At 60.0% G+C, this 22,822-nt stretch carries 17 protein-coding genes; 11 read left to right on the forward strand and 6 right to left on the reverse strand.

The window, feature by feature from the left end; translation table 11 throughout:
* Window positions 1–18: 18 nt before the first annotated feature.
* Entirely contained in the window at window positions 19–873 is an 855-nt protein-coding gene (gene kdsA, locus AC27FC_RS02910) for a 3-deoxy-8-phosphooctulonate synthase (RefSeq protein WP_023335996.1), read from the forward strand.
* Between the two features lie 88 nt (window positions 874–961).
* On the opposite strand, the gene chaA is transcribed toward kdsA, so the two are convergent.
* Window positions 962–2,062, reverse strand: a complete 1,101-nt coding sequence (chaA, locus tag AC27FC_RS02915; RefSeq protein WP_023312122.1) for a sodium-potassium/proton antiporter ChaA — start codon at window positions 2,060–2,062, stop codon at window positions 962–964.
* A gap of 270 nt (window positions 2,063–2,332) precedes the next feature.
* Between chaA and chaB the strand changes: the two genes are divergently transcribed.
* Both chaB and AC27FC_RS02925 read left to right on the forward strand, forming a co-directional pair.
* Window positions 2,333–2,563, forward strand: a complete 231-nt coding sequence (chaB, locus tag AC27FC_RS02920) for a putative cation transport regulator ChaB (RefSeq protein WP_023312121.1) — start codon at window positions 2,333–2,335, stop codon at window positions 2,561–2,563.
* A 177-nt stretch (window positions 2,564–2,740) separates the two neighbouring features.
* A complete protein-coding gene (locus AC27FC_RS02925) occupies window positions 2,741–3,436 on the forward strand; it encodes a gamma-glutamylcyclotransferase (RefSeq protein ID WP_047061041.1) in 696 nt (231 codons plus the stop codon).
* Window positions 3,437–3,466: 30 nt separating this feature from the next.
* Here the strand turns inward: AC27FC_RS02925 and AC27FC_RS02930 are convergent, their stop codons facing one another.
* The 3 genes from AC27FC_RS02930 to AC27FC_RS02940 form a co-directional block, all read right to left on the reverse strand.
* Complete coding sequence (locus tag AC27FC_RS02930; protein ID WP_010432930.1) at window positions 3,467–3,706, reverse strand: DUF1883 domain-containing protein; 240 nt, start codon at window positions 3,704–3,706, stop codon at window positions 3,467–3,469.
* Window positions 3,707–3,917: 211 nt separating this feature from the next.
* Window positions 3,918–5,702: a methyl-accepting chemotaxis protein gene (locus AC27FC_RS02935; protein WP_196354268.1), complete on the reverse strand. Its 1,785-nt coding sequence runs from the start codon at window positions 5,700–5,702 to the stop codon at window positions 3,918–3,920.
* A gap of 106 nt (window positions 5,703–5,808) precedes the next feature.
* Complete coding sequence (locus AC27FC_RS02940) at window positions 5,809–6,162, reverse strand: DsrE/DsrF/TusD sulfur relay family protein (RefSeq protein WP_008499522.1); 354 nt, start codon at window positions 6,160–6,162, stop codon at window positions 5,809–5,811.
* Between the two features lie 72 nt (window positions 6,163–6,234).
* Between AC27FC_RS02940 and nasR the strand changes: the two genes are divergently transcribed.
* The 7 genes from nasR (at window position 6,235) to AC27FC_RS02975 (ending at window position 18,553) form a co-directional block, all read left to right on the forward strand.
* Window positions 6,235–7,419, forward strand: a complete 1,185-nt coding sequence (nasR, locus tag AC27FC_RS02945) for a nitrate regulatory protein NasR (protein ID WP_094934678.1) — start codon at window positions 6,235–6,237, stop codon at window positions 7,417–7,419.
* Window positions 7,420–7,650: 231 nt separating this feature from the next.
* Window positions 7,651–8,898: a CmpA/NrtA family ABC transporter substrate-binding protein gene (locus tag AC27FC_RS02950; RefSeq protein WP_487159836.1), complete on the forward strand. Its 1,248-nt coding sequence runs from the start codon at window positions 7,651–7,653 to the stop codon at window positions 8,896–8,898.
* Window positions 8,899–8,900: 2 nt separating this feature from the next.
* The gene (ntrB, locus tag AC27FC_RS02955; RefSeq protein WP_033145770.1) at window positions 8,901–9,779 is read left to right on the forward strand and encodes a nitrate ABC transporter permease; all 879 of its coding nucleotides are present in this window, start codon (window positions 8,901–8,903) and stop codon (window positions 9,777–9,779) included.
* Between the two features lie 9 nt (window positions 9,780–9,788).
* Entirely contained in the window at window positions 9,789–10,577 is a 789-nt protein-coding gene (locus tag AC27FC_RS02960) for an ABC transporter ATP-binding protein (protein WP_196354270.1), read from the forward strand.
* 13 nt (window positions 10,578–10,590) lie between these two features.
* A complete protein-coding gene (gene nirB / locus AC27FC_RS02965; RefSeq protein ID WP_196354271.1) occupies window positions 10,591–14,577 on the forward strand; it encodes a nitrite reductase large subunit NirB in 3,987 nt (1,328 codons plus the stop codon).
* Window positions 14,574–17,099: a nitrate reductase gene (locus AC27FC_RS02970; RefSeq protein WP_196354272.1), complete on the forward strand. Its 2,526-nt coding sequence runs from the start codon at window positions 14,574–14,576 to the stop codon at window positions 17,097–17,099. Before nirB ends, AC27FC_RS02970 begins: the two co-directional genes overlap by 4 nt.
* A gap of 47 nt (window positions 17,100–17,146) precedes the next feature.
* Entirely contained in the window at window positions 17,147–18,553 is a 1,407-nt protein-coding gene (locus AC27FC_RS02975) for a YchO/YchP family invasin (RefSeq protein ID WP_196354273.1), read from the forward strand.
* 3 nt (window positions 18,554–18,556) lie between these two features.
* Here AC27FC_RS02975 and narL read toward each other — a convergent pair whose 3' ends face one another.
* Together narL and narX are read right to left on the reverse strand one after the other, a co-directional pair.
* On the reverse strand, window positions 18,557–19,207 hold the full coding sequence (narL, locus tag AC27FC_RS02980; RefSeq protein ID WP_008499531.1) for a two-component system response regulator NarL: 651 nt from the start codon (window positions 19,205–19,207) through the stop codon (window positions 18,557–18,559).
* Complete coding sequence (gene narX / locus AC27FC_RS02985) at window positions 19,200–20,996, reverse strand: nitrate/nitrite two-component system sensor histidine kinase NarX (protein WP_033145766.1); 1,797 nt, start codon at window positions 20,994–20,996, stop codon at window positions 19,200–19,202. The genes narL and narX overlap by 8 nt, the downstream gene beginning before the upstream one ends.
* A 309-nt stretch (window positions 20,997–21,305) precedes the next feature.
* Between narX and AC27FC_RS02990 the strand changes: the two genes are divergently transcribed.
* Window positions 21,306–22,703, forward strand: a complete 1,398-nt coding sequence (locus tag AC27FC_RS02990) for a NarK family nitrate/nitrite MFS transporter (RefSeq protein WP_039263582.1) — start codon at window positions 21,306–21,308, stop codon at window positions 22,701–22,703.
* Window positions 22,704–22,822 lie beyond the last annotated feature (119 nt).

Genomic DNA, 22,822 nt, shown 5'->3' on the forward strand with positions numbered 1-22,822 from the left:
CCTGAATAAGGCGATCCTATGAAACAAAAAGTGGTTAGCATTGGTGATATCAAGGTAGCAAACGACCTGCCGTTCGTACTGTTTGGCGGCATGAACGTGCTGGAATCCCGCGATCTCGCCATGCGTATCTGCGAACACTACGTGACCGTGACCCAGAAGCTGGGCATCCCGTACGTGTTTAAGGCCTCTTTTGACAAAGCCAACCGCTCCTCTATCAACTCTTACCGTGGCCCGGGCCTGGAAGAGGGAATGAAAATTTTCCAGGAGCTGAAGCAGACCTTTGGCGTGAAAGTGATCACCGACGTGCATGAAGCCTCACAGGCGCAGCCGGTGGCAGACGTGGTGGACGTGATTCAGCTTCCGGCGTTCCTGGCGCGTCAGACTGACCTGGTTGCGGCGATGGCGAAAACCGGTGCCGTTATCAACGTGAAGAAACCACAGTTCGTCAGCCCTGGTCAGATGGGCAACATCGTCGATAAATTTATCGAAGGCGGCAACGATCAGGTCATCCTGTGCGACCGTGGCGCAAACTTCGGCTACGACAACCTGGTTGTCGACATGCTGGGCTTCAGCGTAATGAAAAATGTCTCCGGTCAGTCTCCGGTGATTTTCGACGTGACCCACGCCCTGCAGTGCCGCGACCCGTTTGGCGCCGCGTCCGGCGGCCGTCGCGCTCAGGTGACCGAGCTGGCGCGCGCCGGCATGGCGACCGGTCTGGCCGGCCTGTTCATTGAAGCGCACCCGGATCCGGCTAACGCGAAATGCGACGGCCCATCCGCGCTGCCGCTGGACAAGCTGGAGCCGTTCCTGAAGCAGATCAAAGCGATTGACGATCTGGTGAAGAGCTTCGACGAGCTGGACACCAGCAACTAATAAAAAAACCCGCTTCGGCGGGTTTTTTGTTCTCCCTCTCCCTGTGGGAGAGGGTTGGGATGAGGGCATCAGCCCGCGCCGCATAAAATTACGCAAATATCGTCATCAGATACGCAATAAACAAGGCCATATGCGCCGCGCCGTTCAGCACGTTGGTGCGCCCGGTTGAGAACGAAATCTGGCACAGCAGCAACGAGGCGACCATCACAATCATCTCCGGCGCGCCCAGCGCAAACTGCAGCTCGTTGCCCGTCATAAAGGCAATCAGCGTCACCACCGGTACGGTAAGTGAAATCGTCGCCAGTACGGAACCGAAGAACAGGTTCATTGCGCGCTGTACCTGATTATTCAACACCGCTTTCAGCGCGCCTAGCCCTTCAGGGGACAGGATCAGCAGCGCCACCAGGAAGCCGGTAAACGCCACCGGCGCGTTCAGCTCGGTTAACAGCGTCTCCAGCGGGTTAGCGTTCATCTTGGTGACGGCAATCACCGCAATCAGATGCACGATCAGCCAAACCGTATGCCACGCGCTGCTGTGGGCCGACGGCTTGCCGTGGTGCGGGTCATCATCGTCGCCGTCGTCTTCATGCTCGTACACAAAAAGACTCTGGTGCGTTTTGGTCTGAATCAACAGAAACACGCCGTACATGGCGGCGGAAATCAGTGCGACCAGCAGCGCCTGCCCGGTGGAAAAGTTTGCACCCGGCAGCGCCATCGGGAAGACCAGCACGATAATCGCCAGCGGGAAGAGGGCGATAAGATACTGTTTAATGCCGAACAGGTTCATATACTGGGTCGCAAATTTGCGCCCGCCCAGCAGCAGAGAGAAGCCTACCAGGCCGCCCGTCACAATCATAATGATCGAATAGAGCGTGTCGCGCATCAGCGTCGGCGCGGCATCGCCGGTCGCCATAAGCGCGGAAATCAGGCTGACTTCGAGAATAACAACGGAAAGGCTGAGAATTAACGATCCGTACGGCTCGCCCAGACGGTGGGCCAGGACGTCCGCATGGCGAACAACGCTAAATGCGCTGGTTAAGATGCCGACCAGGGCAAGAATATTGATACCAACCACCACTGGCAGTGACTGACTGCTTCCCCAGAAGAGCAGCACAGCCAGTGCCAGAACCGGGAAAATGAGTGACGTCTCCTTGTGGCGGGTCTTTACCGCCTCGTGTGTTGCTGTCATGTGCTTCTCCATCAATGCAGGTGCTTGTAATTATAGATAGATTTTTGAGGTCATTAAATTAACAGATCTCTGTTAAATACCCTTTATTTTTTACTTAATTTTACCCTTTGTTATTATTTTCATTGATGATGGGTATAATGCAGATTCTTTGTTGATTACTCATTAAATAACAATTAATTAAAAATGTAATTTATTCATAAATTATTGCCGAGTGGCACCATGGCGTATCGTCGTCCACACTTATCTCTTTAACCAAAAGAGAGGTTAGTGATGCCCTATAAAGCGAAACGCGAATTACCGGATAACGTACAAAACGTGCTGCCCGCTCACGCGCAGGATATCTACAAAGAGGCGTTTAACAGCGCCTGGGATCAGTACAAAGACAAGGACGATCGCCGGGATGATGCCAGTCGTGAAGAGACGGCCCACAAAGTCGCCTGGGCCGCAGTAAAACATGAATATGAGAAAGGAGACGACGATAAATGGCATAAAAAGAAATAGCCATGAAATGATTCGCTGCCTTCATTTTGACTTTTCAGGCGGTTGAACTTCCGTTGTATTGCAACTGGTCCGCTAATTGCTTATCGTTATTCGACTGCTGGCAAAATGACCAGCATAAAATGCCGGGAAGGCGAATTACAGATGTCGCAAGGAAGCATGCAGTGGCGGAGGTGGAAAGTGTTAACGCGTGATTTCTTAATGAAGGCAGATTGTAAGACGGCATTTGGTGCTATTGAGGAATCGCTTCTCTGGTCAGCTGAACAACGTGCGGCGTCACTCGCTGCCACGCTTGCCTGCCGCCCGGATGATGGCCCGGTATGGATTTTTGGCTACGGCTCCCTGATGTGGAACCCGGCTCTGGAGTTTGTCGAATCGGCAACGGGAACGCTGCCTGGCTGGCATCGCGCATTTTGCCTGCGCCTGACGGCCGGACGCGGCAGCGCGTGCCAGCCCGGGCGCATGCTTGCACTGAAAGAGGGCGGGCGCACCACGGGCGTGGCGTATCGCCTGCCGGATGCCACGCTGGAAGAGGAGCTCACGCTGCTCTGGAAGCGCGAGATGATCACCGGCTGCTATATGCCGAGCTGGTGCAAGCTGGAACTGGACGACGGACGCACCGTCAATGCGCTGGTGTTTATTATGGATCCGCGCCATCCGCTGTATGAAGCGGATACCCGCACGCAGGTGATTGCCCCGTTGATTGCCGCTGCCAGCGGGCCTCTGGGCACCAACGCGCAGTATCTCTTCTCCCTCGATCAGGAGCTGACGCGCCTCGGCATGAAGGACGATTGTCTGAATGAACTGGTGGTGAAGGTGAAGGCGCTGCTGGAAGGGAACCCGCTCAACAGCGCGCTGCGACCGGGTTTTGCCTGACAATACGCCCGGCTTGCCGGGCGTTTAAACTTATGCTGCCACGTAGCTGACGGAATGCTCCAGCGACTGGCTGTGGCTATCGATCAGCACATCCCACGTGCCGGTATACGGCACGGTAAGCCAGGCCTTATCGTCCTGTACGGTGAGAATATCCGCCTGGGACTGTTTTTGTGCTTTCGAACTCATCAGATGAATACGACAGCGTTCTGAGCAACGCACCACTACCGTATCCCCGCCAAACAGTTTCAAACTTGTTTTTACCAGTGCCATTTTTTACCCCGTAGTCTTAAACAACGCTCTCCCTGCTGCCATATCCGAGCGTGATGTTGTTCACAATTCACTCATGGCATAACACCAAAGGGGAGGGGGTGGGATGCTGATTTTGATCAAAAAATGGCATAACGATTAAACAAAAATGACAAAATTCCTCAAAATTTACACTGGCGCGCGTTTTACCCGCTAAACGCGCGCCGGAAGAAGATTAAATGCGGAAATGCCCGGCTGTTTCAGCAAGGTCGCCCGCCTGGCTCTGCAGGGCACCCGCGGCAGCGGCGGATTCCACCACCAGCTCGGCGTTCTGCTGAACCATTCTGTCGAGATGGGTCACCGCGTGGTTGATCTCATGAATCCCTTTCATCTGCTCGCTGGTGGCGATGGAGATTTCGCGCATGATGCCAGAGACGCTGCCGATGCTGGAGCGGATCTCATCCATGCTTTCCCCCGCCAGATGCACGTAGCGGGAGCCGGTTGCCACGCTGTCGGTGGTGGAATCAATCAACGATTTGATCTCTTTCGCCGCCTGAGCGCTACGGCTCGCCAGGTTACGCACTTCACCTGCTACGACGGCAAACCCGCGCCCCTGCTCACCCGCACGCGCCGCCTCGACGGAGGCGTTCAGCGCCAGAATGTTGGTCTGGAAAGCAATGCCGTCAATCACGCTGGTGATATCGCCAATTTTTGCCGACGCGACTTCAATGGACTGCATGGTGCTGATCGCCTGCGATACCACCTCGCCGCCGCGCGCCGCGGCCGCTGAGGCCTTGCTCGCCTGGTCGTTCGCTTCTGCCGCCGATTCATTCGACTGCGTCACGGAGGCGGTGATCTGCTCCACGGCGCTGGCCGTCTCGCGCAGGCTGGATGCCGCCTGCTCGGTACGTCCGGAAAGATCCTGGTTACCTGCGGCAATCTCCTGCGCGGCGTTTTTCACCGATTCGCTGGCGTCACGGAGCTGCACCATCACCACCGACAGCTTATCGCTGAAGGCGTTAAAGGCCTGCGCAATCTGCGCGACCTCGTCCTCGCCGTTATCCGGCAGACGCTGGGACAGATCGTTAGTGCCGTTAGCAATGTTGTGCATCGCATCGCGAATGTCGGACAAACGCTTGAGCAGGCGGGCAATCAGGAAATGCACAATCGCCGCGCTAAGGAGTGCGAGGATCACCAGCGAAATCCCCGAGGCTTTAAGCAGGGAACGCATGCCGGAGGTGGCGTCACCGCTGTCGAGCGCGACGACTAATAGCCAGTTTGTGCCCGGCACGGCTGTCGCCACGAAGGTTTTTTCCGCGTCGTTCAGCGTTCCGTCGACGAGATTACCGCTTTTCAGCGCAGCAAAATCAATGCCCTTGATCGTCTCACCAAACGGTTTCAGCGTCAGAGCCGGATCGTTAGCGGCAATCACGCTGCCGTCGCTGTTCAGAAGCAGCCCGCTGCTGGCCGGAGTTGGATGGATCCCGCGCACGTTAGCCACCACGCTGTCCATCGCCACATCGCCCGCCACGACCGCTTTGAGCGTGCCATTTTCTTTCACCGGCACCGCAAAGGTTACCACCAGTTTACCGGTCCCCGCGTCAACGTAGGGCGCGGTGACAACCGGACCGTCCGTGCTGACCACCTGCTGATACCACGGGCGAATAGTCGGGTCATAGTCCGCCGGAACGCCCGCCGGTTCAGAGAATTTCGCCGTTTTGCTGGCGTAGCCAACATAGACGTTGGTGAATCCACCCGCCTGTGCAAGCTGTTTAAACACCGGAACCGGGTCGTCATTCAGCGCAACGGTCTGCGCGGAGGCGATCACCGTCATCTTGCTTTTTACCCAGTCGGCAATCGCCATGTTATGGCTGGCGCTGGTGCTGGTCAGGATATCGCGCTGGGACTGCTGGTTATCCTGGCGCGTGACCTGGAAGTTGATAACGGTATTAAGGAGAAGGGCGACGACCAGACAGCCTGCCGTCGCCGCGATGATGCGTGCACGAATCGATCTGAACATAAGTGAAATACCTGCTGTGTTGTTTCCATGCCTATCGGCAACCCCGCAGGTAAACTTGATGCTGAAACCGCGTCCATAAGAAAATAATATTTTTACGGGTTTATTATTAAAAAGTTAATACTTTATCGGCGGACAGCGTCCACTCGGCCAGCTCAACCAGCGTACCAATCTCTACGCCATCAATCAGCGGCAGACCGGTAATGCCGCGGCCGTCGGTGCAGGTCTTGCACAGCTTCACCGGCACGTTTTGCGCGGTGAGGATCTCCAGCATCTGCTGAATGTTATAGCCCTCTGCCGGTTTTTGACCCTTCAGCCCCGCGGTGACCGCGTCCGACATTAAAAAGAGTCGTAACGCCAGGTCACTCTCTTTTTCACGCAGCGCAATCGCCAGGCGCAGGCTGTTGAAAAGGGATTCGCTGCCGTAAGCCGCACCGTTGGCGACGATCACAATCTTTTGCATGTTGACTCCTGTTCTTATAAAGGCACGAATATTGCTTAGCTTTCCCGAGTTTCGCTGTTCTGGAGAGTAAGCATGACATTAATGGCTGGCATTTCGCCAGGCGCTGCCGAATGGCTCGAGCGCGCAAGGATGATGCGTCGGGAACAGTTCAGCAAGCTGGCACAGCTTGGCGTGCTTGTGCACGGCATTAGCCAACTGGTGCACATGTTACAGTGCGAGCGTGGGGCGTCCAACGTCTGGCTCTGTTCACAGGGCAAACTTTACGCCCTCGAATGCAAAGCCAGCCGGGCGATGGTGGATGAAAACCTCGCTGCACTTTATGACATTCTTGAAAAACAGTCGCCGATCCCGGGAAGTACGGTCTGTGAACGCATCGGCGGCGCGCTTCAGAGCCTTGATATGCTTCCCGCGCTGCGCGACGGTGTTATTCAGCAAACGGTAACGGCGCCGCAGGCGATGGAACACTACTCCCGCATGCTTCGCCATCTGCTCAGTATCGTGCCGCAGCTCAATGACAGCATTGACGATCCGCAAATCGCCGGGCGTTTTGTTGCCCTTTATAGCCTGATGCAGGGGAAAGAGCTGGCGGGACAGGAACGGGCCCTGGGGGCGATTGGCTTCACGCAGGGTTTTTTCGATGATGTGACTCGCCAGAGGCTGGTTGACCGCATCGACGGTCAGCAGGCCTGCTTTGAGATCTTTCTCTCGCACAGCTCCGCTGACGTCCAGACCACCTTTTCCCTGCACTGCCAGCCCGATCGTGAAACGGAGCAACTCCGGCGCGTGGCCTGTACCCGCCAGCCTGCCGCAGATGATGGCCTTACCGCTCTGGCCTGGTTTGCTCTGCAAACCGCGCGCCTTGAGCATTTGCGCACGCTGGAGGAGACGCTCATCGCCGATCTGATGACGGCGGTGGACGAGCGTATTTACCGTAACGATGAGTACGTGCCTCCCGCCGATGAGCAGGACGACCCGCTGATACAGTATCCGGAAAAACCGTTGCTCACCCTGGTGCGCCAGCAGGCACGCGAGATAGAACAGCTCTCGCGCCAGCTAGCATCGCTGCGCGATACGCTTGAAGAGCGCAAAGTCATTGATAAAGCGAAAAGCGTGCTGATGACCCACCAGAATATGAGTGAGGAACAGGCCTGGACGGCGCTGCGCAAAATGGCGATGGACAAGAACCAAAGGATGGTGGATATCGCCCGCGCGCTGCTGATGGTGAAGAATTTATGGCAGGTAACACCAAAGGAGTAGCTGCACGGTCAGCGGGCATTTTTTGCCTGATTAAGGTGCGTGCAGGCGAGGGGAGTTCGGTTAGCGCCCTGGAAACTGCGGGTTAAAACCTGGCATTCACTTTGCATTATCGGATTAACCATTTTTGACGATGCGCCAACGGCGGCGCATGCGTCTTCGGGATAAAGGCGTCCACTGGTGCTTCGGCATCGTGGGCGCTTTTTTTTGGTTTTTTTTCAGGAGTGGTTGGTCATGGCGGATTTGTCGAGACGGCGTTTTTTGCAGGCCAGCGTGCTGGCGAGTGGCGCAATGCTGTTACCGGGTATCATGCAGGCCGCATGGGCGGCAGGCTCGGATAAACCGGAGCAGGAAACGGTGCGCATCGGGTTTATCCCGCTGACCGACTGCGCCCCGGTGGTTATCGCGGCGCTGAAAGGCTTTGATAAAAAATACGGTATTACCATCGTGCCCACCAAAGAGGCGAGCTGGGCGGCTGTGCGCGACAAGCTGGTGGCGGGCGAACTCGATGCCGCGCACATTCTCTACGGCCTGCTGTACGGCCTGGAGCTGGGCATCGCCGGCAAGCCGCAGCAGATGGCGAACCTGATGACGCTCAATCAGAACGGCCAGGCGATTACGCTTTCCAGCGATCTGGCGGAGAAGGGCGTACGAGACCTTGACGGGCTGAAAAAGCTCATTGGGCAGCAGGCGCCCGGCACCTACACCTTCGCGCACACCTTCCCGACCGGGACGCACGCCATGTGGCTCTACTACTGGCTGGCCAGCGCGAGCATTAACCCCTTTGACGACGTGCGCACGGTGGTGGTGCCGCCGCCGCAGATGGTGATGAACATGCGCATTGGCAACATGGTTGGCTTTTGCGTCGGCGAGCCGTGGAACGCCCGGGCAATCAACGACCGCATCGGTTTTACCGCCGCCACGTCGCAGTCTATCTGGGCCGATCATCCGGAAAAAATCCTCGGTACGCGCCGCGACTGGGTGGAGAAAAACCCGCACACCGCGCGGGCGCTGGTGAGCGCGGTACTGGAGGCGGCGCGCTGGATCGAAGCCTCCCCGGAAAACAAACGCGAGACCGCGCAGATCCTCTCCCGCCGGGCGTGGCTCAACTGCAAAGAACAGTATCTCACCGGACGCATGCTCGGCGAGTACGACAACGGCCTGGGCCAGCGCTGGCAGGACGCGCACCCGATCCGCTTCTTCAACGAGGGGGCCGTCAGCTACCCGTATCTCTCCGACGGCATGTGGTTCTTAACCCAGTTCCGCCGCTGGGGCTTGCTCAAATCCGCGCCGGACTACGCGGGCATCGCGCAGCGCATTAACCAGACCGCGGTCTGGCAGGATGCCGCCACGGCGGTGGGGGGCATCAGCACACCGACTTCACCATTACGCAGCAGCACATTGATGGACGGCACCGTCTGGAACGGTACCGACCCGGAAGGATACGCCAGCCGTTTCGCCATTCACCGTAAAGGGGCCTGATTATGCAGCATCTGCAAAAGACGAATTCACACGAGACGCCGGAGAGTGGGGAGGTGATTGTCCTGCCTCCGGTGCAGGTTCGCCGCCGTACGCCGACGTTTGCGCGTCGGATTAACGCGATCCTCCAGCGCATCATCCCGGCGTTTCTCGGTCTGGGACTGCTGGTGGTGCTCTGGCAGCTGGCGGCGATTAACAGCAAAGGTTTCCCGACGCCGCTCAGCACGCTCGATTCCGCCATCACCCTGTTTGCCGATCCGTTTTATCGCGACGGGCCTAACGATATGGGCATCGGCTGGAACGTGCTCGCCTCATTACAGCGCGTGGCGGTGGGCTTTGGCCTGGCCGCGCTCGCCGGGATCCCGCTCGGCTTCCTGATTGGTCGCTTCACCTTTTTCTCTCGCATGTTCGGCCCGCTGATCGCGCTGTTACGCCCGGTTAGCCCGCTGGCCTGGCTGCCCATCGGCCTGCTGCTGTTCCAGAAAGCGGAGCCCGCGTCGAGCTGGACCATTTTCATCTGCTCCATCTGGCCGATGGTGATCAACACCGCCGAAGGCGTACGCCGCATTCCGCAGGACTACCTCAATGTGGCCCGAGTGCTGCAGCTTTCCGAGTGGACCATCATGCGCCGCATTCTCTTCCCGGCGGTGCTGCCCGCGGTGCTGACCGGGGTGCGTCTCTCCATCGGCATCGCCTGGCTGGTGATCGTCGCCGCTGAGATGCTCACCGGAGGTTTAGGGATCGGCTTCTGGATCTGGAACGAGTGGAACAACCTCAACGTTGAAAACATTCTCATCGCCATCGTCATCATTGGCGTGGTCGGGCTGCTGCTGGAGCAGGGGCTGATGCTGATCGCCCGTCGCTTTAGCTGGCAGGAAAAATAAGGAGCGAACATGAAACCATTAATTCAGGTCCAGGCCGTGAGCCAGCGTTTTTCCACCGCCAGCGGCGAGTTTCTGGCGCTGCAAAACGTCTCTTTTGATATCCACGAGGGCGAAACCGTCAGCCTGATCGGGCACTCCGGCTGCGGCAAATCGACGCTGCTGAACCTCATCGCCGGTATTACCCTGCCGACGGAAGGCGGGCTGATCTGCGACAACCGTGAAATCGCCGGGCCGGGTCCGGAACGTGCGGTGGTCTTCCAGAACCATTCGCTGCTGCCGTGGCTCACCTGCTTCGACAACGTGGCCCTGGCGGTCGATCACGTGTTTCGCCACTGCATGAGCAAGGCGGAGCGCAGGGAGTGGATCGAGCATAACCTCGACCGCGTGCAGATGGGGCACGCCCTGCACAAGCGACCGGGGGAGATCTCCGGCGGCATGAAGCAGCGCGTCGGTATTGCCCGCGCGCTGGCGATGAAGCCGAAAGTCCTGCTGATGGATGAACCCTTCGGCGCCCTCGATGCGCTGACGCGCGCGCATCTGCAGGACTCGGTGATGCAGATCCAGCAGGCGCTGAACACCACCATCGTGCTCATTACCCACGACGTGGACGAGGCGGTGCTGCTCTCCGATCGCGTGCTGATGATGACCAACGGCCCGGCGGCCACCGTCGGGGAGATCCTGCGTGTTGACCTGCCGCGCCCGCGCAACCGGGTACAGCTGGCCGACGACAGCCGCTATCACCACATGCGCCAGCAGATCCTCCATTTCCTCTATGAAAAGCAGCCGAAAGCGGCGTAACGAGGGGGCTTTGATGCGACTGGTCATTATCGGAAATGGCATGGCGGCCACGCGGCTGATTGCCGCGCTCACCGGGCGTGCTGCCGGTCGTTTCGCTATCACCGTCATCGGTGACGAGCCGGAGCATGCCTATAACCGCATCCAGCTTTCGCCGGTCCTGGGCGGTGAAAAGCAGGCTGCAGACATCTGTTTGCAGGATGACGACTGGTACCAGTCGCGCGGCGTGACGGTGCTGCGGGGCGAAAAGGCGATCGCCGTGAACGTGGACGCGCGGGAAGTGCAAACCACCGCCCGCACGCTGGGCTGGGACGCGCTGGTGTTTGCCACCGGATCAACGCCCTTTATTCCGCCAATCCCCGGCTGCGATGCGCCGCATGTGTTCACGTTCCGCACCCTGGAGGATACCCGTGCCATTCGGACGATCGCCGGTCCGGCGGTGGTGCTGGGCGGCGGCGTGCTCGGGGTTGAGACGGCGGCAGCGCTGGCGCGCTCAGGTGACAACGTCACGTTGGTTCATCGCGGTCCGTGGCTGATGGAGCAGCAGCTGGATCGGCAGGCGGGAATGCTGCTGGAAGAGACGCTGGCGGCGCGGGGCGTGCGCTGTGAGCTCGCCTCGGGCATCGCAGCGGTGAGCGGGAATAGCGTGACGCTGCTCAACGGGCGCCGCGTCGTCGCCGCTCGCGTGGTGCTGGCGACCGGCGTGCAGCCCAGCGTCGCGCTGGCGCAGGCCAGCGGCATTCGCTGCGCGCGCGGCATCGTGGTGGATCACCAGATGCAAACCTCCGAACCGAATGTCTACGCCATCGGCGAGTGCTGCGAAATTGACGGGCAGACGTTTGGCCTGGTCGCCCCCTGCCTGGCGCAGGCGGAAATCCTGGCCGCGCGGCTGGCCGGGGACGCTACCGCGCCGTTTACCCTGACCGACAGCGGGATGCGCCTCAAGGTGACGGGCGTGGAGCTGTTCAGCCTCGGCCGTGCGGCGGAGCAGGAGGGCGACGTGGTCTGGAGCGCATGGGATCCGATGACCCGTCACTATCGTCGTTTATTGATCCATCAGGGGGCGCTGGCTGGCGCGCTGCTGATGGGCGACTGCCGCAGCGCGGCAACGTTTACCGATTTACTGGCAACGGCCACGCCCGCACACGCGGACTGGCTGTTCGATCGTTTCACTACGCAACCGCAGGTTGCAGGACAGAATGCTATGACAAAACCTACTCTGGTGGTGGTTGGGCACGGTATGGTCGGCCATCATTTCCTCGAAGACTGCGTTAAGCGCAATCTGCATCAGCAGTATCAGATCGTCGTTTTTGGCGAGGAGCGCTATGCCGCCTACGACCGCGTGCATTTGTCGGAATATTTTGGCGGCCGCAGCGCGGCGTCGCTCTCGCTGGTGGAGGGGGATTTCTTTGCCGACAGCGGCATTGAGCTGCGCCTGTCGCAGCAGATCGTCGGCATCGACCGCGATGCGCGCGTGGTGCGTACCGCCAGCGGGCATGAGACCCACTGGGACAAGCTGGTGCTGGCGACCGGCTCATACCCGTTCGTTCCGCCCGTGCCGGGCAACGATTTGCCGGGCTGTTTTGTCTACCGCACCCTTGACGACCTGGACAACATTGCTGCACATGCGGCGGGCTCGCGCCGCGGCGTGGTGATTGGCGGCGGCCTGCTCGGACTGGAGGCGGCGAATGCCCTGAAGCAGCTCGGGCTGGAAACCCACGTGGTGGAGTTTGCGCCCAACCTGATGGCGGTCCAGCTCGACAACGACGGCGCGGCGATGCTGCGCAAGAAAATCGAGGCGCTGGGCGTCGGCGTTCACACCAGTAAAGCCACGACGGAGATCGCCACCGCGGACGGCGGGCTGGTGCTGCGCTTTGCCGATGGCGAACAGCTGGAAACGGACATGGTGGTCTTTTCGGCGGGCATCCGTCCGCAAGACGCGCTGGCGCGCAGCAGCGGGCTGGCTATCGGCGAACGCGGCGGGATCTGCATTGACGACGGCTGCCAGACCTCCGATCCGGACGTGCTGGCCATCGGCGAATGCGCCCTGTGGGAGGGGAAAATCTTCGGTCTGGTCGCGCCCGGCTATCAGATGGCGCGCGTGGCCGCCGCCGCGCTGGCGGGGGAGGATAAAACCTTCACCGGCGCGGATATGAGCACTAAGCTCAAGCTGCTCGGCGTGGACGTGGCCTCGTTCGGCGACGCCCACGGGCGCACCCCGGGAGCGCTGAGCTACCAGTGGACGCACGGCCCGCAGCAAATCTACAAGAAAATCGTGGTCAGCCACGACGGCAAAACGCTGCTCGGCGGCGTGCTGGTGGGCGATGCCAGCGAATACGCCACGCTGGTGCAGATGATGCTTAACGGCATCAGCCTGCCGAAAGAGCCGGAAACGCTCATTTTACCCGCGTCGTCAGGCAGCGCGCCAAAAGCGCTCGGCGTGGCGGCGCTGCCGGAAAGCGCGCAGATCTGTTCGTGTCATAACGTCAGTAAAGGCGATATTTGCCGGGCGGTGAGCGCGGGCGCGGCGGATATCGGCGCCGTTAAGCAGTACACCAAAGCGGCGACCGGCTGCGGCGGATGTAGCGCACTGGTGAAGCAGGTGATGGAGTTCCAGCTTGCGGAGCAGGGCGTGGAGGTGAAAAAGGACATCTGCGAGCACTTCCCGTACTCGCGCCAGGAGATTTACCACCTCGTGCGCGTCAACCATATCCGCACCTTTGACCAGCTTATCAGCCGCTACGGACAGGGGCACGGATGCGAGATCTGCAAGCCGCTGGTGGGATCGGTGCTCGCCTCCTGCTGGAACGAGTATCTGCTGAAACCGGCGCACCTGCCGCTGCAGGATACCAACGACCGCTACTTCGCCAACATCCAGAAGGACGGCACATACTCCATCGTGCCGCGCATGCCCGCAGGGGAAGTGACTGCCGACGGGCTGATTGCCATCGGGCAGATTGCGAAACGCTACAGCCTGTACAGCAAAATTACCGGCGGACAGCGTATCGATCTTTTCGGCGCCACTCTGGAACAGCTGCCGGCGATCTGGCAGGCGCTGGTGGAGGCCGGGTTTGAAACCGGACACGCCTACGGTAAATCCCTGCGCACGGTGAAATCCTGCGTCGGCTCGACCTGGTGCCGCTACGGCGTGCAGGACTCCACCGGCCTCGCGGTCCGGCTGGAGCACCGCTACAAGGGCCTGCGCGCGCCGCACAAAATCAAAATGGCGGTCTCAGGCTGCACCCGCGAATGCGCGGAGGCGCAGAGCAAAGACGTGGGGGTGATTGCCACCGATAAGGGCTGGAACCTCTATCTGTGCGGCAACGGCGGGATGAAGCCGCGCCACGCGGATCTCTTCGCCAGCGATCTGGACGACGAAACGTTAATTCGCACCGTCGACCGTTTCCTGATGTTTTACATCCGCACGGCGGATCGCCTGCAGCGCACCAGCACCTGGATGGACAACCTTGAGGGCGGCCTCGACTATCTGCGGGAGGTGATCCTCACCGACAGCCTCGGCATCGCCCACGAGCTGGAGCAGGAGATGGCCCGGGTGGTGGAAGCCTACCAGTGCGAATGGCAAACCACGCTCAGCGATCCCAGCCGCCTGGCGCTGTTCCGCACGACGGTGAACCAGACCGCGCCGGATGAAAGCAAGCGCTGGCAGGAAATTTGCGGCATCGACGATATCCCCGAGCAGGCGGGCATCGGCGCGCGGCTTGGACGTAAGCCGATTGCGCTCTTCCGCTTTGGTAAAACCGTTTACGCCCTCGACGATCGGGAGCCGGGCGGCGATGCGAACGTGCTTTCACGCGGCATTCTTGGCGATGCGGCGGGCGAGCCGGTGGTGATTTCACCGCTCTACAAGCAGCGCATTCGCCTGCGCGACGGCTGTCAGGTAGAGAACGGCGAACCCGCGGTGCGTGCGTGGCCAGTGAAGATTGAAAACGGCAAGGTGTGGGTTGGCAGCGACGCCCTGGTAATGCGTGCGGAGGCCTCATGACGGAAACCCGGACAACGTGCCCCTACTGCGGGGTGGGCTGCGGCGTGGTCGCCCGCGTGGAAGGTGAAGCGGTCAGCGTTCATGGGGATAAAACCCATCCTGCGAACCTGGGGCGCCTGTGCGTGAAAGGATCGGCCCTGGGGGAAACGACGGGCTTACAGGGGCGGCTTTTGCGCCCGGTCGTTGACGGCCTTGAGGTGGACTGGGCGCAGGCGCTGAGCGCGGCAGGAGAGCGCCTGCGGGAGATTATCGATAAATGGGGGCCGCAGGCGGTGGCGTTTTACGCCTCCGGCCAGCTGTTGACCGAGGATTACTATGCCGCCAACAAGCTGATGAAAGGGTTTATCGGCGCGGCAAACATCGATACCAACTCCCGGCTCTGTATGTCCTCGGCGGTGGTGGGCTACAAGCGCGCCTTTGGCGAAGACGTGGTGCCGTGCGGCTACGAGGATATGGAAAACAGCGATCTGGTGGTGCTGGCTGGCTCGAACGCGGCCTGGACGCATCCGGTGCTCTACCAGCGGCTGGTGCAGGCGAAGCACGACAACCCGCAGATGAAGGTGGTGGTTATCGATCCCCGCAGAACCGCCACCTGTGATATTGCCGATCTGCATCTGGCGCTCGCCCCCGGCAGCGACGCCGGGCTGTTTGTCGGTCTGCTTAATGTGATTCAGGGAACGGATGAGTGGCCCGTTGAGCGCGTGGCGGCGTTTTGCGGCCTCTCGCCGCAGGATATAGGCACCTTTTATGACTGGTTTATGACGGCGCCCCGGGCCATCACGCTCTACACCATGGGGATCAACCAGTCCGCCAGCGGCAGCGACAAGTGTAACGCCATCATTAACGTTCATCTTGCCAGCGGGAAGTTCAACCGTCCGGGCTGCGGCCCGTTTTCGCTGACCGGACAGCCAAACGCGATGGGGGGAAGGGAAGTGGGCGGGCTGGCGAACCAGCTGGCGGCGCACATGAACTTTGAGCCGGACGATCTCTCGCGGGTGGCGCGTTTCTGGGGAACGGAACGGCTGGCGCAGACGCCGGGCCTGATGGCGGTGGAGCTGTTTGACGCCATTGCCCGCGGCGAGGTGAAGGCGGTGTGGATCATGGGCACCAACCCTGCCGTGTCGCTGCCCGACAGCCACGCGGTGTGTCAGGCGCTGGCGAACTGCCCGCTGGTGATGGTTTCTGAGGTGATGAAGGATACCGATACCAGCCGGTTCGCCCATATCCGTTTTCCGGCGCTGGGCTGGGGGGAGAAGGACGGGACGGTGACAAACTCGGAACGCCGCATTTCGCGCCAGCGCGCGTTTCTGCCCGCGCCGGGCGAGGCGAAGCCGGACTGGTGGATCGTCGCGCAGATGGCGAAACGGCTGGGCTACGGCGAGGCCTTTGCCTGGCAACATCCGCACGAGATTTTTTGCGAACATGCGGCGCTGACGGCCTTTGAAAATGACGGCGCGCGGGCATTGAGTCTTCATGAACTGGCTGCGCTAACCCGCGAGGAGTGGGATCAGCTTGAGCCTTATCAGTGGCCGACGGGGAGTTTTCCGCGCCGAAACATCGTTCCCGTTAACCCTCTGTCGCACGGCGCGACGGTCAGCGCGTTATACCCGCTGATTCTCAACTCGGGGCGCATCCGCGATCAGTGGCATACCATGACCCGAACGGGATACGTGGCGAGGCTGATGCAGCATATCGCCGAACCGTTTGTTGAGGTTGGCCCGGCAGACGCCGTTCGGTTTTCCCTGTGCGACGGCCAACTGGCGCGCATCAGCTCGCCGCGCGGCGTGATGGTGGCAAGAGTGCGAATCAGCGACGGGATACGGGAAGGCGAGGCGTTTGCCCCGATGCACTGGAACGCCGGGTTTGCCCGCCAGGGAAAGGTGAATGCGCTGGTGGAAGGGCGCTGCGATCCGGTTTCGGGCCAGCCAGAGAGTAAACAAACCGCCGTCAGGATCCTGCCCTGGCAGCCCGCCTGGCAGGGGGAACTCTATGCCCGGGAATGGCCGGAAATGCCCTCTTCGGCTTACTGGTGGCGTAAAGCCTCACGCCTGACGGTGGCGGGCGATCAACCGCTGCTGCCGTGGGTAATGGAATACGCCAGCGCTCGTGGCTGGCAGCTGCAGGTTGCGCAAACCGGCGAACGCAGCAGCGTGCTGGCCTGGCATGAAGGCCAGCTGATGCTGGGCTTCTGGGAGGGCACCGCGTTACCGGCGCTGGCGCATGCGGTGATTGAAGCCGCTTTTCAATCCCCACCCGTGCTTCTCGCAGAACGCCACGCCTTGTTGAACGGGCAGAGCGTCGGGGAGGCGGCGGATCCGGGACGCATCATCTGCAGCTGTTTCAGCGTCGGGGAGAATGCGATACGGGAGGCGATCGTCGGCGGGTGTGATTCCGTCACCGCGCTGGGGGCGACGCTGCGCTGCGGTACGAACTGTGGCTCCTGCGTGCCGGAGCTGAAAGGGCTGTTTCAGGATAATCCTGAAATGTCCGCCAGAACTGCATTTCAAGGCTTATCGCGTTAACATAATAGGAGTTTATTCATAAACACAGGTTCTTATTTACGACGTTGATGGCTGTATCGTCCCGCATTCGTTTGCTGTTTTTACTCTCCCTTGTTACGGCCGGAGCCGTTCACGGTGCGCCGAATTCCTTTATCCAGCAGGCGCAAAATCCCTTCGATAATAACGGGGATAGTTTGCCCGACCTCGGCATGGCGGCGCCAACGGGCGAGGGGGAAAAACACCTGGCCGAAATGGCGAAAGCCTTCGGTGAAGCCAGCATGACCGACAACGGCCTGACAACGGGCGAGCAGGCGCGTCAGTTTGCGTTTGGCCAGGTGCGCGACGCGGTGAGCGGCGAAGTGAACCAGCAGATTGAATCCTGGCTTTCGCCCTGGGGGAACGCCAGCGTAAACTTGCTGGTGGATAACGACGGCAAATTTAACGGCAGCAGCGGGAGCTGGTTTATCCCCTGGAACGATAACAACCGTTACCTGAGCTGGAGCCAGCTTGGCCTGACCCAGCAGGCGGATGGCCTGGTCAGTAACGCCGGAATAGGCCAGCGCTGGGTCGCCGGGAAATGGCTGCTGGGTTACAACACGTTTTACGATAACCTGCTGGATGAAAACCTGCAGCGTGCCGGGCTGGGCGCGGAAGCGTGGGGGGAAAATCTGCGCCTGTCAGCCAACTATTATCAGCCCTTTGCTGGCTGGCGCGATCGCTCTGACGTCCAGGAGCAGCGCATGGCGCGCGGCTATGACGTCACCGCTAAAGCCTGGCTGCCGTGGTTCCATCATCTCAATACCAGCGTGAGCTTCGAGCAATACTTCGGCGATAACGTCGACCTCTTCAACAGTGGAACCGGCTATCACAATCCGGTGGCGGTGAATTTGGGGCTTAACTATACCCCCGTGCCGCTGGTCACCTTAACCGCGGCGCATAAGCAGGGCGAAAGCGGCGCGAGCCAGAATAACCTCGGGCTGAAGCTCAACTATCGCTTTGGCGTGCCGCTGGTGAAGCAGCTTTCCGCCGGTGAAGTCGCCGCCACGCGTTCCCTGCGCGGAAGCCGCTACGACTCGCCGGAGCGCAATAGCCTGCCGGTGATGGAGTTCCGCCAGCGTAAAACGCTGTCCGTCTGGCTGGCGACGCCGCCGTGGGATCTGAAAGGGGGCGAGACCGTTATGCTGAAGCTTCAGGTTCGCAGCGCGCACGGCATTCGTGAGATCCACTGGCAGGGGGATACGCAGGCGCTGAGCCTGACGTCGCCGTCCAAAAGCAACAGCAGCGACGGCTGGAGTGTAATTATGCCTGCCTGGGATGACAGTGAAGGGGCGACAAACCGCTGGCACCTGTCGGCGGTGGTGGAAGATGAGAAAGGCCAGCGCGTCTCGTCCAATGAGATCGTGCTGACCGTCGTGCAGCCGCTGGTCGCATTGCCGGACAACGACCCGCGCTGGAAGCTTCTGCCGGAGGAGTAATCCTTAAAAAATGCGTTCCTGATGCACCCACACCGCGGCTTCAACGCGGGATTTTAGCTTCATTTTCTTCAGCATATGCTTCACGTGCACTTTGACCGTGCTTTCGGTGATGTCCAGGCGGCGGGCGATCATTTTGTTCGGCAGCCCCTGGGCAATGAGTTTGAGAATATCGCGCTCGCGCGGGGTTAACTGGCTGACGTCGCGGTCAGAGGTGGCGCGATTGGCGCGCAGGCTGGCGGCCAGCACCGGCGTTAAGGCTTCGCTGAGAACCATCTCGCCCGCCGCGGCCTGCTGCAGCGCCTTAAGCAAGTCTTCCGGCTCCATATCCTTGAGCAGATAACCATCCGCCCCGCGCTTCAGCGCCGTGACCACATCCTCTTCATGGTTCGACACGCTAAAGACGACGATGCGCCCGGAAAGCGATTTTTCCCGCAGCTTGTCGAGGGTTTCCAGACCGTTCATGCCGGGCATATTCAGATCGAGCAGGATCAGATCGGGATCGAGGGATTCGGCAAGCTCAATGCCCTGTTCACCGTTGCTGGCTTCGCCAACCACGGTGATATCGGGCGCCATGCTGACCAGCTGTTTCACGCCAGTACGCAGCATCGGATGGTCGTCGATCAACAGGATGGATGCCGGTTCCTGATTAGTCATGGGTTTCTCCTTGAGCAGTTGTAAGCGGTTTCTCGGGAATAAAGGTGACGACAACTTCCGTGCCACCCGTCTCTCTCCGGCGAACCTGGCAATCACCGCGCAGGCTTTGGGCGCGGTCTCGCATAATAATTAAACCATAGTGGTTAGTGCGTTCGGCATTTTCCGGCACGCCGCGGCCGTTGTCGTGAACCGTGAGCTTCACCTGATTGCTGTGCTGGCTGACGGTGACCGTTACCGCCGTCGCGCCGGAATGCTTGAGCACGTTGCTCAGCGCTTCACGGGCGATCTGCAGTACATGTATGGCCTGGTGGGAGGGGACAAACCGCGGCGGCAGCTGGTAGTCCAGCTTCACCGGGAACCCCAGCCGGGCGCTAAATTCGTGACAGCTGGCCTCCAGCGCCGGACGCAGGCCCGGCTCGGTCAGCTGCAGACGGAAGGTGGTCAGCAGCTCGCGAAGCTGTATCCAGGAGGTGTTCAGCTCGTTGCGGATCTGGCTGAGCAGCTGCTTGTTGCTTTCGGGCATCTCCGCATCCTGCATCTGCAGGCAGCTCACCTGCATTTTCATACAGGAGAGCGACTGGGCGATAGAGTCGTGAAGCTCGCGGGCGATGGTCGCGCGCTCTTCCATGACGATCAGCTGCTGCTGTTTTTCCTGATGCCTGTCGAGCGCCAGCGTGGCCGTTAGCTGTTCGACCAGCGTATCGACCAGCTGCTGCTGGTCGTGGCTCAGGTGACGCCCGGCTGGCAGCGTTGCCAGCAGAATACCGTACTGGGTGTGGCTGTCGGTCAGGCGCCACTTCAGGGTGGTGCCGCCGGACGTCAGCGGCGGCAGGCCGCGAGGGCAAAGATGGCAGCCTTTGTCATCGCAGGACATATCCGACTGACAGGTAAATTCCTGATGGTTATCTTCGTCTTCCACATCGTAGACGCGCAGCTCAAGGTCGTGAAGGAGGGTCAGATTTTGCAGGCCGTTCAGCACCGGAGAGAGGCGTTCGCATAGCGGCACCTGCATGTGCAGACGCCGGTTGGCCTGCCACAGGAAGGAGAGGATCTCGTTTTTCTGCTCCAGTCCGGCCGTTTTTTCCTGAACGCGCTGTTCAAGCACCGCGTAGCTCTCGGAGAGCTCTGCAGACATGGTGTTGAGCGCCTGGCCGAGCATCGCCATCTCGTTGCGCCCGCTGATGTGCGTGCGCTGGGTAAAATCGCGTGCGGTGACCGCGCGGGCCATTGCCAGCAGCTGTTTCCACGGGTTTAGCAGTCGCGCGCGGAGCCAGACGATAGTGAAGATCAGCAGCAGCCCCATAAACAGCGCCATGGCGCGGTGCACCATCACCACCCGGTCGATGCGTAATTCGGTGGTTTGGTCGAAAGAGGAGACCAGCGCATCAATGCGTGAGACGAACCCCGCCACGTCCTGCGCAACGGTTTCCGTGCTGCGCGCCTGTTTCAGCCCGGGCTCCAGCTGGGTGTGCCAGTAGCCCTGAAGGGCTTTAAGCTGATATTGCTGACCGGCGCGGATGGCGGCGTTTTCCAGTTCGGGGCTGAAGACCGTGCGCTCCATTTCATCAATCAGGGGCCGATCGTCCTGCGTCAGGGGAACCGACGCCAGCAGGCGATAACTCTGCATGCGTAGCGAGCCTGCCTCGTTGATGGCATGCGCATTACCCTGTACGCCCTGTACCAGCCAGCCGGAGATCGCCATGCCGGTCACGCCGATGGCGGTGGACAGCAAAACGATAAGGGCTAGCTGATTCACGAGCGTCAGCGGAGATAAACATCTTTTTAACATAGAGGTGGCGTGCTCCTGACGTGGCCTGCTTGCAGGAATGGCGCTATTCTGGTGCATACCCTGGAGTATACCCATACCAATAAAGGATTACCCCTAAATTGCCAACGGAGTAGAGGGAAGGAGGTGGGGGTAGCCAGGAACCCTCAGTGCCGTGAAAAACCACGTCTTTTTTACCGAATTAGCCTACTCACTAAGGGTGAGGCCTTATTTTGCGCCGCAAAACCTCCCACTTTTCCTTTGATTTATATCAACTTACCGCCGCCCTAAAACCCTAATGTTTGCAGCATCATTCGAGAATCAGAGGTGTCTATGAGTCACTCATCCGCTCCCGAAAGGGAAAATGGTGCCGTTATTACAGACTGGCGTCCAGAGGATCCGGCGTTCTGGCAACAGCGCGGCCATCGTGTAGCCAGCCGGAATCTGTGGATTTCCGTGCCGTGTTTGTTATTAGCGTTTTGCGTATGGATGTTGTTTAGCGCGGTGGCGGTCAATCTGCCGAAAGTTGGGTTTACGTTTACGACCGATCAGCTGTTCATGCTGACCGCGCTGCCGTCGCTGTCAGGCGCGCTGCTGCGTGTGCCTTACGCGTTTATGGTGCCGGTGTTTGGCGGTCGTCGCTGGACGGCGTTCAGTACGGGCATCATGATCGTCCCCTGCGTCTGGCTCGGCTTCGCGGTGCAGGATACCTCTACGCCGTTCAGCGTGTTCGTGATTATTTCCCTGCTGTGCGGTTTTGCGGGGGCGAACTTCGCCTCCAGCATGGCGAACATCAGCTTCTTCTTCCCGAAAGCGAAGCAGGGCGGTGCGCTGGGCATTAACGGCGGCCTGGGGAATATGGGCGTCAGCGTGATGCAGCTGATTGCCCCGCTGGCGATCTCTGTTTCTATTTTCGCGGCCTTTGGCGGCGGTGGCGTTGAGCAGGCGGATGGTTCTTCCCTCTATCTGCAGAACGCCGCCTGGATCTGGGTACCTTTCCTGGTGGCCTTCACCCTCGCAGCCTGGTTCTTTATGAATGACCTGTCCGCGTCGAAGGCGTCGCTGAGCGAACAGCTGCCGGTGCTGAAGCGTGGACACCTCTGGGTGATGGCGCTGCTGTATCTGGCCACCTTCGGTTCGTTTATCGGCTTCTCTGCGGGCTTCGCGATGCTGTCGAAAACGCAGTTCCCGGAGATTCAGATCCTGCACTTTGCCTTCTTCGGGCCGTTTATCGGTGCCCTGGCGCGTTCGCTGGGCGGCATGGTCTCTGACCGTCTCGGCGGTACCCGCGTGACGCTGGTGAACTTCGTCGTGATGGCGGTCTTCTGCGCGCTGCTGTTCCTGACGCTGCCCGTCGACGGGCAGGGCGGTAACTTCATCGCCTTCTTCGGCGTGTTTATGGTGCTGTTCCTGACGGCCGGGCTGGGGAGCGCGTCTACCTTCCAGATGATCTCCGTGATCTTCCGTAAGCTGACGATGGATCGCGTGAAGGCGCAGGGGGGGAGCGAAGAGCAGGCCATGCGCGAAGCGGCGACGGATACGGCTGCGGCGCTGGGCTTTATCTCTGCCATCGGCGCGATTGGCGGCTTCTTTATCCCGAAAGCGTTCGGTATCTCTCTGGACCTGACCGGCTCTCCGGCTGGCGCCATGAAAGTCTTCCTCGTCTTCTATATCGCCTGCGTTGTGATTACGTGGCTGGTATATGGCCGAAATACCAAGAAAAATAAGTAAGTGTGATTATCCGTTTACGCGGCCTTCGGGCCGCGTTTTTTTTAGCCTGAATAATAGTTACAACATACTTACGGCTTTTACGGCAGACGCCTGCGGTGACACTGCGATCGCCATCGCTT

The organism is Enterobacter sp. C3_dUdeg (assembly GCF_057536195.1).

Bases quoted from the DNA above. Each gene is read 5' to 3' on its own strand.
- kdsA (WP_023335996.1), top strand. From the start codon at position 19: ATGAAACAAAAAGTGGTTAGCATTGGTGATATCAAGGTAGCAAACGAC.
- chaA (WP_023312122.1), bottom strand. From the start codon at position 2,062: ATGACAGCAACACACGAGGCGGTAAAGACCCGCCACAAGGAGACGTCA.
- chaB (WP_023312121.1), top strand. From the start codon at position 2,333: ATGCCCTATAAAGCGAAACGCGAATTACCGGATAACGTACAAAACGTG.
- AC27FC_RS02930 (WP_010432930.1), bottom strand. From the start codon at position 3,706: ATGGCACTGGTAAAAACAAGTTTGAAACTGTTTGGCGGGGATACGGTA.
- AC27FC_RS02935 (WP_196354268.1), bottom strand. From the start codon at position 5,702: ATGTTCAGATCGATTCGTGCACGCATCATCGCGGCGACGGCAGGCTGT.
- AC27FC_RS02940 (WP_008499522.1), bottom strand. From the start codon at position 6,162: ATGCAAAAGATTGTGATCGTCGCCAACGGTGCGGCTTACGGCAGCGAA.
- nasR (WP_094934678.1), top strand. From the start codon at position 6,235: ATGACATTAATGGCTGGCATTTCGCCAGGCGCTGCCGAATGGCTCGAG.
- AC27FC_RS02950 (WP_487159836.1), top strand. From the start codon at position 7,651: ATGGCGGATTTGTCGAGACGGCGTTTTTTGCAGGCCAGCGTGCTGGCG.
- ntrB (WP_033145770.1), top strand. From the start codon at position 8,901: ATGCAGCATCTGCAAAAGACGAATTCACACGAGACGCCGGAGAGTGGG.
- AC27FC_RS02960 (WP_196354270.1), top strand. From the start codon at position 9,789: ATGAAACCATTAATTCAGGTCCAGGCCGTGAGCCAGCGTTTTTCCACC.
- nirB (WP_196354271.1), top strand. From the start codon at position 10,591: ATGCGACTGGTCATTATCGGAAATGGCATGGCGGCCACGCGGCTGATT.
- AC27FC_RS02970 (WP_196354272.1), top strand. From the start codon at position 14,574: ATGACGGAAACCCGGACAACGTGCCCCTACTGCGGGGTGGGCTGCGGC.
- AC27FC_RS02975 (WP_196354273.1), top strand. From the start codon at position 17,147: ATGGCTGTATCGTCCCGCATTCGTTTGCTGTTTTTACTCTCCCTTGTT.
- narL (WP_008499531.1), bottom strand. From the start codon at position 19,207: ATGACTAATCAGGAACCGGCATCCATCCTGTTGATCGACGACCATCCG.
- narX (WP_033145766.1), bottom strand. From the start codon at position 20,996: ATGTTAAAAAGATGTTTATCTCCGCTGACGCTCGTGAATCAGCTAGCC.
- AC27FC_RS02990 (WP_039263582.1), top strand. From the start codon at position 21,306: ATGAGTCACTCATCCGCTCCCGAAAGGGAAAATGGTGCCGTTATTACA.